Origin of the sequence: Streptomyces sp. NBC_01428, from assembly GCF_036231965.1 — a bacterium.
GTDB lineage: Bacteria > Actinomycetota > Actinomycetes > Streptomycetales > Streptomycetaceae > Streptomyces.
Genome location: NZ_CP109499.1, coordinates 6,289,068 through 6,303,882, shown reverse-complemented (window position 1 = coordinate 6,303,882; position 14,815 = coordinate 6,289,068). Strand labels below are relative to the sequence as shown.

15 protein-coding genes are annotated in these 14,815 nt (G+C 72.5%); 10 read left to right on the top strand and 5 right to left on the bottom strand.

The genetic code is table 11. The annotated features are described in order from the left end of the window. Window positions 1-23: 23 nt before the first annotated feature. The 4 genes from OG406_RS27235 to fabF all read left to right on the top strand — a co-directional run bounded on the left by OG406_RS27235 (window position 24) and on the right by fabF (window position 3,708). Window positions 24-941: an ACP S-malonyltransferase gene (locus tag OG406_RS27235; RefSeq protein WP_164375622.1), complete on the top strand. Its 918-nt coding sequence runs from the start codon at window positions 24-26 to the stop codon at window positions 939-941. A gap of 13 nt (window positions 942-954) precedes the next feature. Beyond that, a complete protein-coding gene (locus tag OG406_RS27230; protein WP_164375621.1) occupies window positions 955-1,986 on the top strand; it encodes a ketoacyl-ACP synthase III in 1,032 nt (343 codons plus the stop codon). Window positions 1,987-2,060: 74 nt separating this feature from the next. Further along, the gene (locus tag OG406_RS27225; protein ID WP_081217104.1) at window positions 2,061-2,309 is read left to right on the top strand and encodes an acyl carrier protein; all 249 of its coding nucleotides are present in this window, start codon (window positions 2,061-2,063) and stop codon (window positions 2,307-2,309) included. A gap of 127 nt (window positions 2,310-2,436) precedes the next feature. Beyond that, a complete protein-coding gene (gene fabF / locus OG406_RS27220) occupies window positions 2,437-3,708 on the top strand; it encodes a beta-ketoacyl-ACP synthase II (RefSeq protein ID WP_266613479.1) in 1,272 nt (423 codons plus the stop codon). Window positions 3,709-3,793: 85 nt separating this feature from the next. Here the strand turns inward: fabF and OG406_RS27215 are convergent, their stop codons facing one another. Then, window positions 3,794-4,288: a DUF3145 domain-containing protein gene (locus OG406_RS27215; protein WP_164375619.1), complete on the bottom strand. Its 495-nt coding sequence runs from the start codon at window positions 4,286-4,288 to the stop codon at window positions 3,794-3,796. 303 nt (window positions 4,289-4,591) lie between these two features. Between OG406_RS27215 and OG406_RS27210 the strand changes: the two genes are divergently transcribed. Together OG406_RS27210 and OG406_RS27205 are read left to right on the top strand one after the other, a co-directional pair. After that, window positions 4,592-5,488: an SGNH/GDSL hydrolase family protein gene (locus OG406_RS27210; RefSeq protein ID WP_266848697.1), complete on the top strand. Its 897-nt coding sequence runs from the start codon at window positions 4,592-4,594 to the stop codon at window positions 5,486-5,488. Between the two features lie 10 nt (window positions 5,489-5,498). Next, window positions 5,499-6,473 carry an aldose epimerase family protein gene (locus OG406_RS27205; protein ID WP_266613484.1) on the top strand — a complete coding sequence of 325 codons (975 nt, stop codon included), beginning with the start codon at window positions 5,499-5,501 and terminating at the stop codon, window positions 6,471-6,473. An 88-nt stretch (window positions 6,474-6,561) separates the two neighbouring features. Here the strand turns inward: OG406_RS27205 and OG406_RS27200 are convergent, their stop codons facing one another. Further along, on the bottom strand, window positions 6,562-9,018 hold the full coding sequence (locus tag OG406_RS27200) for a glycoside hydrolase family 3 protein (protein ID WP_329188265.1): 2,457 nt from the start codon (window positions 9,016-9,018) through the stop codon (window positions 6,562-6,564). A gap of 103 nt (window positions 9,019-9,121) precedes the next feature. On the opposite strand from OG406_RS27200, the gene OG406_RS27195 reads away from it, so the two are divergent. The 3 genes from OG406_RS27195 to OG406_RS27185 all read left to right on the top strand — a co-directional run bounded on the left by OG406_RS27195 (window position 9,122) and on the right by OG406_RS27185 (window position 11,574). Continuing rightward, window positions 9,122-9,697, top strand: a complete 576-nt coding sequence (locus OG406_RS27195) for a TetR/AcrR family transcriptional regulator (RefSeq protein ID WP_081217109.1) — start codon at window positions 9,122-9,124, stop codon at window positions 9,695-9,697. 100 nt (window positions 9,698-9,797) lie between these two features. Continuing rightward, the gene (locus tag OG406_RS27190; RefSeq protein ID WP_329188262.1) at window positions 9,798-10,145 is read left to right on the top strand and encodes a LysR substrate-binding domain-containing protein; all 348 of its coding nucleotides are present in this window, start codon (window positions 9,798-9,800) and stop codon (window positions 10,143-10,145) included. Between the two features lie 130 nt (window positions 10,146-10,275). Beyond that, entirely contained in the window at window positions 10,276-11,574 is a 1,299-nt protein-coding gene (locus OG406_RS27185) for a pyroglutamyl peptidase (protein WP_329188260.1), read from the top strand. A gap of 23 nt (window positions 11,575-11,597) precedes the next feature. On the opposite strand, the gene OG406_RS27180 is transcribed toward OG406_RS27185, so the two are convergent. The 3 genes from OG406_RS27180 to OG406_RS27170 form a co-directional block, all read right to left on the bottom strand. Then, window positions 11,598-12,410, bottom strand: a complete 813-nt coding sequence (locus OG406_RS27180; RefSeq protein WP_329188258.1) for an EI24 domain-containing protein — start codon at window positions 12,408-12,410, stop codon at window positions 11,598-11,600. Window positions 12,411-12,560: 150 nt separating this feature from the next. Continuing rightward, entirely contained in the window at window positions 12,561-12,980 is a 420-nt protein-coding gene (locus OG406_RS27175; protein ID WP_164375613.1) for an organic hydroperoxide resistance protein, read from the bottom strand. A 170-nt stretch (window positions 12,981-13,150) separates the two neighbouring features. Then, complete coding sequence (locus tag OG406_RS27170; protein ID WP_266613490.1) at window positions 13,151-14,173, bottom strand: NADP-dependent oxidoreductase; 1,023 nt, start codon at window positions 14,171-14,173, stop codon at window positions 13,151-13,153. Between the two features lie 142 nt (window positions 14,174-14,315). Between OG406_RS27170 and OG406_RS27165 the strand changes: the two genes are divergently transcribed. After that, window positions 14,316-14,765 (top strand): MarR family winged helix-turn-helix transcriptional regulator, encoded by a 450-nt coding sequence (locus OG406_RS27165; protein ID WP_266613492.1) that lies wholly within the window; start codon window positions 14,316-14,318, stop codon window positions 14,763-14,765. The last annotated feature ends 50 nt before the right edge of the window (window positions 14,766-14,815 follow it).

Below are 14,815 nucleotides of genomic sequence, written 5' to 3'. Positions count from 1 at the left end.
CGTCCACAAGAGAGAGTGTGAGAGTGCTCGTACTCGTCGCTCCCGGCCAGGGCGCCCAGACGCCCGGCTTCCTGACTCCTTGGCTCGAACTCCCCGGTGCCGCCGACCGCGTCGCCGCGTGGTCGGACGCCATCGGGCTCGACCTCGCCCACTACGGCACCCAGGCCGACGCGGACGCGATCCGCGACACGGCGGTCGCCCAGCCGCTCCTGGTCGCCGCGGGTCTGCTGTCCGCCGCCGCCCTCGGTGACGTGAACCCCGGTGCCGTCGCGGGCCACAGCGTCGGCGAGATCACCGCCGCCGCGTTCGCCGGAGTGCTCGACGACACCGCCGCGCTGACCCTCGTGCGGGGGCGCGGCCTCGCGATGGCCGACGCCGCCGCGGTCACCCGGACCGGCATGTCGGCGCTGCTCGGCGGCGACCCGGAGACGACGGTCGCACACCTGGAGAAGCTGGGCCTGACCCCGGCGAACGTGAACGGCGCGGGCCAGATCGTGGCCGCCGGCACGCTGGAGCAGCTGGCCGCTCTGGAGGCGGACAAGCCCGAGGGTGTCCGGCGGGTCGTGGCCCTGAAGGTCGCGGGCGCGTTCCACACCGAGCACATGGCCCCCGCCGTCGAGGCGCTGGCGAAGGCCGCCCAGGACCTGACGCCCGCCGACCCGCGGGTCACGTACGTGTCGAACCGGGACGGCAGGGCCGTCGCCACCGGCGCCGAGGTCGTCGAGCGGCTGGTCGGCCAGGTCGCCAACCCGGTCCGCTGGGACCTGTGCATGGAGACCTTCAAGGAACTCGGCGCGACCGCGCTGATCGAGGTGTGCCCCGGCGGCACGCTGACCGGTCTGGCGAAGCGCGCGCTGCCCGGCGTCACGACGCTGGCCCTGAAGACACCCGACGACCTCGACGCAGCTCGCGAGCTCATCGCCGAGCACAGCGCGGCCTAAGGAGCCCGAGAGCATGTCGAAGATCAAGGCACCCAAGGGCGCTCCGTTCGCGCGCATTCTCGGCGTCGGCGGCTACCGCCCCGTCCGCGTGGTGCCCAACGAGGTGATCCTGGAGACGATCGACTCCTCCGACGAGTGGATCCGTTCGCGCTCCGGCATCGAGACCCGGCACTGGGCCTCCGACGAGGAGACCGTCGCCGCGATGTCGATCGAGGCGTCCGGCAAGGCCATCGCCGACGCCGGGATCAACGCCGACCAGATCGGCGCCGTGGTGGTCTCCACCGTGTCGCACTTCAGCCAGACCCCCGCCATCGCCACCGAGATCGCCGACAAGCTCGGCACGAACAAGGCCGCGGCCTTCGACATCTCGGCCGGCTGCGCGGGCTTCGGCTACGGCCTGACCCTCGCCAAGGGCATGATCGTCGAGGGTTCGGCCGAGTACGTCCTCGTCATCGGCGTGGAGCGGCTCTCCGACCTGACCGACCTGGAGGACCGCGCGACGGCCTTCCTGTTCGGTGACGGCGCGGGCGCGGTCGTCGTGGGTCCCTCCGACGAGCCGCACATCGGCCCGACCGTGTGGGGCAGCGAGGGCGACAAGGCCGGCACGATCAAGCAGACCGTTCCCTGGGACCGTTTCCACGTCGGCGACGTCACCCAGCTTCCGCTCGACTCCAAGGGCGAGATCAAGTTCCCCGCCATCACGCAGGAGGGCCAGGCGGTCTTCCGCTGGGCCGTGTTCGAGATGGCGAAGGTCGCGCAGCAGGCGCTGGAAGCGGCCGGGATCAGCCCGGACGACCTGGACGTCTTCATTCCCCACCAGGCCAACGAGCGGATCATCGACTCGATGGTGAAGACCCTCAAACTGCCGGAACACGTCACGGTCGCGCGTGACGTGCGCACCACCGGCAACACCTCGGCCGCCTCGATCCCGCTCGCTATGGAGCGGCTCCTGGCGACCGGAGCGGCGAAGAGCGGCGACACCGCGCTCGTCATCGGCTTCGGGGCGGGTCTCGTGTACGCCGCGACGGTCGTTACCCTCCCCTAGGCACTCCGTGCCGGATCATCCGGTCCGTACGGAATATCGCCACCCTCTGTAAACACACCGAAGGAGCGCCTGACATGGCCGCCACTCAGGAAGAGATCGTCGAAGGTCTCGCCGAGATCGTCAACGAGATCGCCGGGATCCCCACCGAGGACGTCCAGCTGGACAAGTCCTTCACCGACGACCTGGACGTCGACTCGCTGTCCATGGTCGAGGTCGTCGTCGCCGCCGAAGAGCGCTTCGACGTCAAGATCCCCGACGACGACGTCAAGAACCTCAAGACGGTCGGCGACGCGACGTCCTACATCCTCAAGAACCAGGCCTGATCCGTCGATCACCTGGGCCGACCGCCCGGGTTCGCCGGGGCCTAGTGCCCCGGTCCGCCTGGGCTGATGCCCCGCCACCCGGCGGTGGCGCCGCTGAATCCTCGTATCCGTTGGAGAAAGAATTCCCGTGAGCCCGACCAATCGCACCGTGGTCGTCACCGGTATCGGCGCAACCACACCGCTGGGTGGCGACGCAGCCTCTACCTGGGAGGGCCTGATCGCCGGACGTTCCGGCGTCCGCCCCCTGGAGCAGGAGTGGGCCGCCGACCAGGCGGTCCGCATCGCGGCGCAGATCGCCGTGGAACCGGGCGAGGTCATCCCCCGCCCGCAGGCCCGCCGCCTGGACCGCTCGGCGCAGTTCGCGCTGATCGCGGCCAAGGAGGCCTGGGCGAACGCCGGTTTCACCGACAAGGCGGGCGAGGACGAGAGCGTCGACCCCGACCGGCTGGGCGCTGTCATCGCCTCCGGCATCGGCGGCGTGACGACCCTGCTCGACCAGTACGACGTGCTGAAGGAGAAGGGCGTACGCCGCGTCTCCCCGCACACCGTCCCGATGCTGATGCCGAACGGCCCGTCCGCCAACGTGGGTCTCGCCGTCGGCGCCCGCGCCGGTGTGCACACCCCGGTCTCCGCGTGCGCCTCCGGCGCCGAGGCCATCGGCTACGCCATCGAGATGATCCGCACGGGCCGCGCCGACGTCGTCGTCGCCGGTGGCACCGAGGCGGCCATCCACCCGCTTCCCATCGCCGCGTTCGGCAACATGATGGCGATGTCCAAGAACAACGACGACCCCGAGGGCGCCTCCCGTCCCTACGACGTCGCCCGTGACGGCTTCGTCCTCGGCGAGGGCGCCGGCGTCCTCGTCCTGGAGTCCGCCGAGCACGCCGCCCAGCGCGGCGCCCGGGTGTACGCCGAGGCGGTCGGCCAGGGCATCTCGGCCGACGCGCACGACATCGTGCAGCCGGAGCCCGAGGGCCGCGGCATCTCCCGCGCGCTGCAGCACCTGCTCGACAGCACCGACCTGGACCCGGCCGAGATCGTGCACGTGAACGCGCACGCCACCTCGACGCCGGCCGGCGACGTGGCCGAGCTGAAGGCGCTGCGCAAGGTGTTCGGCGACGACGCCGACCACTTCGCGGTGTCCGCGACCAAGTCGATGACCGGTCACCTCCTCGGTGGCGCCGGTGGCGTCGAGTCCGTCGCGACCGTGCTCGCGCTGTACAACCGGATCGCGCCGCCGACCATCAACGTGGAGAACCTCGACCCCGAGGCCGAGGCCGCCGCCGACATCGTCCGCGGCGAGGCGCGCAAACTGCCCGTCGAGGGCCGTATCGCCGCCCTGAACGACTCGTTCGGGTTCGGCGGCCACAACGTGGTGCTGGCGTTCCGCACGATCTGACGCCGGTTCATCGCAGTGCGACGGTGTGTGGCCCGTACCCCCGGATCCAGGGGTACGGGCCACACACCGTTCGGCGTTTCGCGGGTCAGACGACCTGGTGCAGCCAGCGGACCGGGGCGCCCTCACCCGCGTAGCGGAAGGGTTCCAGTTCGTCGTCCCAGGGCTTGCCGAGCAGCTTGGCGAGGTCGGCCTCCAGGTCGGTCTCGCCGCGCTGGGAGCGCAGCAGCGCGGCGCGCAGCCGGTCCTCGGGGATGAGGATGTCGCCGTGGATGCCGGTGACGGCGTGGTAGATGCCGAGTTCGGGGGTGCAGCTGTAGCGCTCGCCCTCGGCGGTGGAGCAGGGTTCGGCGGTGACCTCGAAGCGCAGCAGGTGCCAGCCGCGCAGCGCGGAGGCGAGCTTGGAGGCGGTGCCGACCTCGCCCTTCCAGGAGAACTCGGATCTCCAGGTGCCCGGCGCGGCGGGCTGCCGGATCCAGTCGAGGTTGACGCGCGTGCCGAGCACCCCCGCGACCGCCCACTCGACATGGGGGCACAACGCGCGGGGCGCGGAGTGCACGTAGAGAACTCCACGTGTCGTCACTGGGGCCTCCGGACAGAGCGAGACATCTTGTAACTTAGCGGAACGGCAGTGGCAGGGCGGCCACGGGGCGAGGCTACCGTGCGGTGGCGCGAGGAGTGTGACGTACCGTCGGTCCTGGCGCCGTGAACTCCGAGGTTTCACCCGGCGGGACGCGTCCGGACCTCCTGCGGGGGTCCGGAACGGTTTCCGGGCCGGTCCGGCCGCCCCGTGGAAAGCGGGTGGCCGGCCCTGTACGACGTGGTGCGACCGACCGCACGGAGCGGGTGCCGACCAACCCTGTACAACGAACGAGGAGACCAGGGGATGCGCAATCGCGGCCACCGTTCACGGGCCGTCCTCGCCGTCGCGGTGGCGGCCCTCCTCGGCGCCGCCGGGTGCGACGCCTCCGGCGGCAACTCCTCGGCGCCCAGCGGCACGGGGGGCCACGGGTCCCCGAGGCCCACGCCGGCGTGGGACCGCAGCCCGGCGTCGATGGCCGCCGTCGGCGACTCCATCACCCGCGGGTTCGACGCGTGCAGTGTGCTGTCCGACTGCCCCGAGGTGTCCTGGGCGACCGGCAGCGATCCGCGGGTCAGGAGTCTCGCGGTCCGGCTGCTCGGCAGGACCGGGGCGGCGGAGCGGAGCTGGAACTACGCGGTGACCGGCGCACGGATGGACGACCTGCCCGGCCAGATGGCGCAGGCGGCGACCCGCCGGCCGGCGCTGGTCACGGTGATGGCGGGCGCCAACGACGCCTGCCGCGCCTCCACCTCGGCGATGACGTCGGTGACGTCCTTCCGCCGCTCGTTCCAGGACGCGATGGACACCCTGCGCGGGACACTGCCCAAGACCCAGGTGTACGTGTCGAGCGTGCCGGACCTGAAGCGGCTGTGGTCGCAGGGGCGGGGCAACGCGCTGGGCAAGCAGATCTGGAAGCTGGGCATCTGTCCCTCGATGCTCGGTGACGCCGACTCGCTCACGTCGGCGGCCACCCTGCGCCGGGACCGGGTGCAGGACCGGGTGGAGGCCTACAACCAGGTGTTGCGCGAGGTGTGCGCCAAGGACCGGTACTGCCGCTTCGACGGGAACGCCGTGTTCGACTACCGCTTCGGCACGGACCAGTTGAGCCACTGGGACTGGTTCCACCCGAGCACGGACGGCCAGGCCCGACTCGCGGAGATCGCCTACCGGACCGTTACCGCGCGGAAGCCCGTCACCTAGGGTTTCTCCCATGAGCGAACTTTTCGGCACACTTTCCGACGGCACCCCCGTCCACCGCTTCACGCTGGAGCGGGCCGGGGTCCGGGTGCGTGTGCTCACGTACGGCGGCATCGTGCAGTCGGCCGAGGTGCCGGACCGGGACGGGCGGGCCCTCGACGTCACGCTGGGCTTCCCCGACCTGGCGGGGTACGTGGAGCACCCGGAGCCGTATCTCGGGGCCCTGGTGGGGCGGTACGCGAACCGGATCGGCGGGGCGCGCTTCCCGCTCGACGGGGCGACCTACCACCTGGCGCCGAACAACGGGCCCAACTCGCTGCACGGCGGCGACGGGGGCTTCGACAAGCGGGTGTGGGACGCGGAGCCGCTCGAACACGGGGTGCGGCTCTCCCGGGTCAGCCCGCACGGCGAGGAGGGCTTCCCGGGCCGCGTGGAGGTCTCCGCGGCCTACACCCTCGACGAGCGGGGCGCGCTGCGCATCGTCTACGAGGCGGTCGGTGACGCGCCGACGGTGCTGAACCTGACGAACCACACGTACTGGAACCTGAGCGGATCCGGCAGCGCGATCGGGCACGAGCTGCGGCTGGACGCCTCGCGGCTGACGCCGGTCGACGCCGACCTCATCCCGACCGGGGAGCTGGAGCCCGTCGAGGGCACCCGCTTCGACTTCCGCACCGCGCGCAAGACGGGGGCGGGGTACGACCACAACTTCGTGCTCGACAAGGGGATCACGGACACGCCGGTCGAGGTGGCCGAGCTGCACGATCCGGCGTCCGGGCGGGTGCTGACCGTGGCGACCACCGAACCGGGCCTGCAGTTCTACACCGCCGACCACCTCGACGCCCCGTTCGCTCCCAACGACGGGATCGCGCTGGAGACCCAGCACTTCCCCGACTCGCCGAACCGGCCGGAGTTCCCGACCACCGAGCTGCGGCCGGGCCAGGTCTACCGGTCGGAGACGGTGTACGCGTTCTCCACGCGGGACTAGGGCGACAGGCCCTGGCGACAGGAGAAGGGCGAGCCCCGGTCCGGAGGTCAGGTTCCGGACCGGGGCTGCTCGGGGGGACGTGCGCCGGTCACGCCTCGATGATCGTGCGCAGCCGGGGGTCCATGAGGGAACGCCCTGCCTGAATCTCGTACGAACCCTTCACAAACGCCCAGCCGCCGGCGGCGGTGTCCCAGAGCTCGAACGCGCGGCGCGGCAGCTCCACGACGGCCTCGACGCTCGCGCCGGGGGCGGCCTCGACGACGGCGAATCCGGCGAGCGCCCGGGCGGGCCGCTCCGCGTCCGGTTCCGTGGGGGCGAGATAGACCTGGACGACCTCGCGTCCGACGCGCTCACCGGAGTTGCGGACCCGGACGGTCACGGTCGTTCCCTCGACCTCGATCGCCTCGTACGTCCAGTCGGTGTAGCCGAGTCCGTGGCCGAACGGGTAGGAGGGGGTCCGCCCCTCCTTCTCCCAGGCGCGGTAGCCGATGAACACGTCCTCCGTGTAGGGGAGTTCGCCGTCGGCCGGGGCGACCCGGGTGACCGGGGCGTCGGCGAGGGAGCCCCAGGTGGTGGGGAGGCGGCCGCCGGGCTCGTGGGCGCCGGTGAGGACGTCGGCGAGGGCGGCGCCGCCCTCTTGGCCGGGGAACCAGCTCAGGAGCACCGCGGCGACCTCGTCGCGCCACGGAAGCTCCACCGGGGAGCCGGAGTTGACGATCACGACGGTGTTGGGGTTGGCGGCGGCCACGGCGTGCACCAGCTCGTCCTGGCGGCCGGGGAGCCCGAGGTCCGCGCGGTCGAAGCCCTCGGACTCGACGCGGTCGGTGGTGGCGACCACGACGACGGCGGTGTCGGCGGCGCGGGCGGCCTCGACGGCCTCGGCGATCAGTTCGTCGGCGTCGCGCACCGGTTCCTGGTGGGCGAGCGAGAAGCCGACGACCTTCATCGGGATGTCCTCGGGGAGGGCGACGACGTAGGTGAGGGAGACCTCGACGGGCGTTCCGGCGGTGAGTTCGGCCCGGCCGCGCGGGACGGGGGCGCCGAAGAAGGTGATGAAGGGGTCGTCCTTGTCGGTGCCCTGGACGCCGTCGAAGCAGGTCGTGCCGTCGACGGTGAGGGTGAACGCGCCGAGGCCCTTCACGCCGAAGGTGTGCAGGCCGGTGTCGCGCGGGGTGAAGGTGCCGGTCAGCTCCACGGTGTGGAGGGTGTCGTGGGTGACGCCCTCGGGCAGGTCGTCACCCATCCACTGGATCTGGCCGCTCGGGGCCGAGCCGCTGCCGATGGTCTCCCCCGTGGCGTCGCGGCAGACCGCACGCAGCTCGAACCCCTTGTCGGCGACGGGGAGTTCGACGGTCGGGTCGGCGCCGACGGCGTAGCTGAGCGTGCCCTCGGGGAGGGCGGCGGTGAGGCCGTCGAGGGGCGAGACCACCCGGGCGGGGAACACGGTGGCGGAGCCGCCGCCGAGGACACGGGCGTCGCGGGCCGCGGCCCCGATGAGCGCGACGCGACGGCCTTCCGTGAGCGGCAGGGCGCCTTCGTTGCGGACGAGGACGAAGGCGCGGCGGGCGATCTCGCGGGCCAGCGCCTCTCCGTCGACGGTCGCGGGCAGGTCGGTCACGACGGGCTCGGCACCCTGGAGGATGCCGACGCGGGCGGCGAGGCGCAGCACGTTGCGGACGGCCGTGTCGACGGTGGCCTCGTCGACCTCGCCGGCCCGGACGGCGGCGGCGAGCGGGGCGCCGTAGACGGTGCGGGGGCCGGGCATGGCGACGTCGAGGCCGCCCTCGATGGCGGCCTTGGTGGCGCGGCCGGCCATCCAGTCGGAGACGTTGAAGCCGTCGAAGCCCCACTCGCCGCGCAGGACCTCGTTCACGAGGTGGCGGTGCTCGGTCATCGTGGTGCCGTTGACCTGGTTGTAGGCGGTCATGATGCCCCAGGGGTGGGCGTTCTCGACGATGGTCTCGAAGGGGGCCAGATAGAGCTCGCGCAGGGCGCGTTCGGAGACGAGGTTGTCGACGGTGAAGCGGTCGGTCTCGGCGTCGTTGGCGACGAAGTGCTTGACGGTGGTGCCGACTCCGCCGGACTGCACGCCCCGGACGTAGCCGCTGCCGATCGCGCCGGTCAGCAGGGGGTCCTCGCTGTAGGCCTCGAAGTGACGCCCGCCGAGCGGGGAGCGGTGCAGGTTCACGGTGGGGGCGAGCAGGACGTGGACGCCCTTGCGGCGGGCCTCCTGGGCGAGGAGCGTGCCGGCGCGGCGGGCCAGCTCCGGGTCCCAGGTGGCGGCGAGGGCGGTGGGCGAGGGCAGGGCGACGGAGGGGTCGTCGGCGGTCCAGTGGACGCCGCGGACGCCGATCGGGCCGTCCGACATGACCAGCGACGGCAGCCCGATCTCGGGGAGCGCGGGGAGCGTCCACATGTTCTGGCCGGCCAGCAGGCGCGCCTTCGCGTCGAGGTCGAGGCGGGCGAGCGCCGCCTCGACGACGGCCTCGCGGGCCGCGTCCGCCCCCTGCGGGTCCTTCGCCGTGTCCACCGCTGTCTCCGCCATGGCGGCACCTCCTCGTTGAAAGCCGTCTGTGGCCTCCATCCTGCATCGGCTACCTGTAGAGCGGTAGGTTTCGTTATTCTGCCGTTACAATCGCGGTGATCGGATGCCGTACGGTGACGCCATGGCGACCAGGACCAGGAGTGAGGAGCGGCGCGCGGAGATCGTGCGTGCGGCGCTGGAGGTGATCGCCGAGCGCGGCTACCGGGGCGCGAGCCTCGCCGCGGTCGCCGAGCGCGTGGGACTCACCCAGCAGGGCCTGCTGCACCACTTCCCGACCAAGGAGGCGCTGCTCGTCGCCGTGCTCAAGGAGCGCGACCAGTGGGACGCCGTGCCGGACAGCGCGTGGCGGTCCGATCTGCTCGTCTCGCTGGTCGAGTACAACGCGATGCGGCCCGGCATCATCCAGACGTTCTCCGCGCTGCTCGGCGAGAGCGTCACGGAGGGGCACCCGGCGCGCGAGTTCTTCACCCGGCGCTACACCGCCGTCCGCGCGAACATGGCCGCGGTGCTGCGCGCCGAGTACGGGGAGCGGCTGCCGAGCGGCCTCACGCCGGAGCGCGCCGCCCCCCTGCTCGTGGCCGTGATGGACGGGCTCCAGTACCAATGGCTGCTGGACCCGGAGTCGGTGGACATGCCGGCCGCGTTCCGTGACTTCCTGACACTGCTCGGCGAGCACTGACCGCTCTCTCCTGCGCCGCCGCCCGGCTCACCCCGTCACGGGGGCGCCGACCGCGGCGACGACCTCCACCTCCGCCGGCGCGTCCGGCCGGACCGGCCGGGTGCGGCTGCCCCGACTGGCGGACGAGGACTGGGTGTCCGGGAGCCGGCGGTCCGAGGGGACACTCCTCGACGCGGCGCTGCGGCACGGGTTCCGGCCACGCATCGCGCACGTCGTCGCCGAGTGGACCGCCCGGCAGGGGTACGTCGCCGCCGGGCTCGGGGTGACCCCGGTCCCGGCGCTCGCCGCCGAGGCCGTACGGCCCGGCATCGCGCTCGTCCCGGTCCGCGACGAGGCCGCGCCCGCCCGGGCGGTGTACGCGGCGACCCCGCGCGGGCCGTCCCTGACACCGGCCCGCACGGCGTTCCAGGCCGCGCTGCGGACCTCGGCGGCCGCGTTCTCCCCGTGAGCGACTCCACCGTCGGACGACCGGCGCGCTTCGGCCACATCGGCCCCGCGCCATGGCGCCCGTCCCACGCGTCACGGGATACTCGGCGCCGTCCGGCTGCACCCCCACGCGACGGAAGGCCCGAACTCCCTTGAATCGTCTCCGCGTTCGGATCGGCGTCCTCGGGCTCGCACTGCTGGCGGGGTTCGCCGCACCGCCCGCCGCCTCGGCCCTTCCGGCCGCGCCCACCGCCACCGCCACCGGGGTTCCCACGGCCGAGGAGCGGCGGCTCGACCGGGCGGCACCGCAGGAGATCCTGCGGCGCTCCGGATTCGACACGGTGGCACCGGAGTTCGCACGGGCGCTGGCGCGGGCCGGGTCGTACGCGCAGGCCGAGCGGATCGTCCGGCGGCAGGGTGCGCGCCTGTGGCAGCGGGCGGTCGACCGGGTCCAGGGGCGGGGCCCCGCGGGCGGCGACCTGAGCCGGGACGACGACCGGCCGCTGTACTGGGCCCGGCTCGGCATGACCCTCGAAGTCCGGCGGTGGCAGCCCGCGTTCGGGGTGACCGACGCCTGCCGCGGCCGCCTGCTCGACGCCTTGGAGCGGGGTTCACGCGGCCAGGACGCCGTGCGCTATCCGCCGCGCGACCGGGTGAAGCGGATCCTCGTCACCGGGTTCGACCCGTTCACCCTGGACCGGGACGTCCGGATCTCCAACCCCTCCGGGGCGACCGCTCTCGCCCTGGACGGCACGACGATCCGGACGGCGGAAGGGCCCGCGCGGGTGGAGGCCGTCGTCTTCCCCGTCCGCTGGCGGGACTTCGCCGAAGGCGCGGTGGAACGCGCCCTCGGCCCGTACCTTCCGCACGTGGACCTGTTCACGACCGTCAGCCAGGGCCGCGTCGGCCGGTTCGACGTGGAGCGCACCAACGGGGCCTGGCGGGGCGGCTTCCCGGACAACGAGAACGTCTCCAGCACCGGGACCGTGCCGGTGACCGACCCGGCCGCGCAGCCCCAGTGGACGTCGACGACCCTCCCGTACGCGCGGATCGTCGCCGCGCCGACGGGGCGCTTCCCGGTCTACGACCACACCGCGGTGACCGAGATCCCGGCCGGGGGCGCCGATCCGGTCGTCCGGGACGACGGACCGACGCCGGGATCGCAGGCCCGCGCGGGCGGCGGCGGGGACTACCTGTCCAACGAGATCGCCTACCGGGCGACCCTGCTGCGCGACCGTCTCGGCCTGGGCGCGAGCCTGCCGGGCGGCCATGTCCACACGCCCGTGCTGGAGTTCGGGCCCGGGAACACGGACCCGGCGAGCGGAGCGGTGACGGACCCCGCGTTCGTGCGCAACCGCCTCGACATCGTCGCCCAGGTGCGCGCGATCCTGACGGTGGCCGCGGGTTCCGGGACACCCGCCGTCGGCGCGGCGCGGCGGTCGCGCGGCTGAACCGGAGGGGCCGGGGCCTCCGGTCACGGAGTGGCGGTCTCCTCCGCCGCGGCCGCCGCGGAGACCTCGGCGTCGCTCGCGCCCTCGCCCGTCTCCTCGCCGAGCAGGTCCCGGGCCATCAGGGTGGCGCCCGCGACGGCGCCCGGCATCAGGAACACCGCGACGAACGGCACGACGAACGCCAGGGCCAGCGGTGTGCCGAAGCCCCAGACCAGCGTCTTGCGGGAGCGGAGCAGGGTGAGGCGGGTGCGCAGATCGACCCGGCGGCGCTGGAGGGCGACGGCGACGAGTTCCTCGGTGAGGAAGAAGCCGGTGACGAAGAAGCCGAGCACCGGGACGGCGGTCTGGCCGACGAAGGGCACGAAGCCGAGCGCGAAGAGCAGCACGCCCCAGACGGCGGCCCGCACCACGATCCGGAGGCTGTCGCGTCCGGAGATCCACAGTTCCCGCCAGAGCGGCAGCCCCGACTCGGGGGCGCTGCCGTCCGGGGAGACGTCACGGTCGACCTTCTCCGAGAGGTTCTCGTAGAAGGGCTGGCCTATCAGCAGGGTGACGGCGGTGAAGGTGACGACGGCCAGGAGCAGCGCGAGGGCGAACAGCACGGCGGTGAGGAAGCCGCGGAAGAGGCCGGACCAGGGGCTGGTCCAGTGGTCGGCGAACGGGGTGGACCAGGTGACGAGGTCCTCGCCGTACATGCCGAGTCCGACCAGCGCCCCCGCGTACAGCACGAGCGTGATGAGCCCGGGCAGCAGGCCGAACCCGTACTGCTTGCCGTGCCGGACCACCCATCGCTGGCCCCGCAACAGATGACCGAAACCCACCCCGAGATCGCGCATGGGGGGAACCATATCGGGGTGCCGCGCGGGACATCACGGGGCGGTGGCGACCGGATTCCGCCGGGCGCGGCACCGGATCCGTCGTCGGGCACGGCGAAGGCCGCGCCCCGCGTCCCGGGGTGCGGCCTCCGTGGCGTGCGACGGGCGCCGTCAGGCGAGCGTCACGGTGATGTTGCCGCGCGTCGCCTTCGAGTACGGGCAGACCTGGTGGGCCTTCTCCAGGAGCGCGCGGGCGGTGCCGGCGTCGACGTTCGGGATCGTGGCGGAGATCTCCACGATGATCCCGAAACCGTCGTCGTTCTTGCCGATGCCGACCTTCGCGGTGACGGTCGAGCCGGTGATGTCGGCGTTCTCCTGCCGGGCCACGACACCGAGGGCGCCCTGGAAGCAGGCGCTGTACCCGGCGGCGAAGAGCTGCTCCGGGTTGGTGCCGGCGCCGCTGCCGCCCATCTCCTTCGGCGGGTTGACGACGACGTCGAGCTTGCCGTCGTCGGTGGCGACGCGGCCGTCCCGCCCGTTCTCGGCGGTGGCGACTGCGGTGTACAGGACCTCGGACTGCTGGATGGACATACGGTGCGCTCCTCCTTGGCCGGTCGCGACTCGCGCCCACGATCGCGACGACTTCGGAAAGAAGTTATCGCATGTCGGAAGTCCGGCGACAGGCCCGCCCCCGGTCGCCGAGGGCGGCCGGGGGCGGTGGACCCTTCGCGTCCGAGCAGGTCGGCGCGGGTCGGGGCAGGTCAGAGCTTGACGATCATCTTTCCGGTGTTGTCGCCGCGCAGGACGCCGAAGAAGGCCTCCAGGTTGTTCTCGATGCCCTCGACGACCGTCTCGTTGTACTTCAGCTCGCCGGAGCGGACCCAGCCGCCGACCTCCTGGACGAACTCCTGCTGGAGGTCGTAGTGGTCGCCGACGAGGAAGCCCTGGATGCGGCCGCGGGTCTGGATCAGACGGGCCAGGTTCTTCGGGCCGGGGACGGCCTCGGTGCTGTTGTAGACGGAGATCATGCCGCAGATCGCGATGCGGCCGTCCCGGTTGAGGGAGCCGATCGCCGCCTCCAGGTGGTCGCCGCCCACGTTGTCGAAGTAGACGTCGATCCCGTCGGGTGCGGCCTCGCGGAGCTGCTGGGAGACCGGGCCGTTCTTGTAGTTGAAGGCCGCGTCGAAGCCGTACTCCTCGACCAGGAGCTTGACCTTCTCGTCGGAACCGGCGGAGCCGATGACACGCGAGGCGCCCTTCAGCTTCGCGATCTGGCCGACCTGGCTGCCGACCGCGCCGGCCGCGCCGGACACGAAGACCGCGTCGCCCTCCTTGAAGTCCGCGACGCGCAGCAGCCCCGCGTAGGCGGTGAGGCCGGTCATGCCGAGGACGCCGAGGTACGTGGAGAGCGGCGCGGCCTCGGGGTCGACCTTGACGGCCTGCTTGGCGTCCACGACCGCGTACTCGCGCCAGCCGAGGAAGTGCAGGACGTGGTCGCCGACGGCGATGCCCTCCGCGTTCGAGGCGACGACCTCGCCGACCGCGCCGCCCTGCATGGTCTTCCCCAGCTCGAAGGGCGCGACATAGGACTTGGCGGCGCTCATGCGGCCACGCATGTACGGGTCGACGGACGCATAGGCGTTGCGCACCAGGACCTGGCCCGGTCCCGGCTGCCGCACCTCGGCCTCGACCAGGGCGAAGTCCTCGGGCTTGGGCCAGCCGACCGGACGGCTGACCAGCTGCCATTCACGGTTGACGGCGGGGAGGTGGGGGGTCTCGGACATGAGGGTGCGCCTTTCACAGTGACGGGCGAGCGGCTCTGGCGGTTCAGCGGTGGTTCGTCCACGGCAACAAGTACTTCATTACCTGAAACAACCATGCGCCTGAATATTTCATGATGTCAAGTAACGGGGTACGCTCGGAGGCATGGCCACCCAGAAGAGACCCCGGATCGACCCCTTGACCATGGAGGTCGTCGAGCTGATCGGCACGGTCGTGGCCCGCTACCACGACGAGTACGAGGACGCCGCGGCCGAGCACGCCCTGACCGGCGCGCAGGCACGGCTGCTGAGTCTGCTCTCGCTGGAGCCCCTGCCCATGCGCCGCCTGGCGCAGAAGCTGCGGTGCGAGCCGTCGAACGTCACGGGGATCGTGGACCGGCTGGAGGCGCGGGGCCTGGTGGAGCGGCGCCCCGATCCGGCGGACCGCCGGGTGAAACTGGCCGCCGCGACGGCCGAGGGGCGCACAGTGGCCGGGGGCCTGCGCGACTCCCTGAAGTTCGCGCGCGAACCCCTGGCCGGCCTGTCGGAGCAGGAGCGGCTGACCCTGCGCGACCTGCTCTCCAGGATGCTGGAGCCGGACGGCACCGCGGGCTGACCGTGCCGCACGCGGGCCCGGGAGTCCCGGGAGCCTTGGGGACCCGTTCC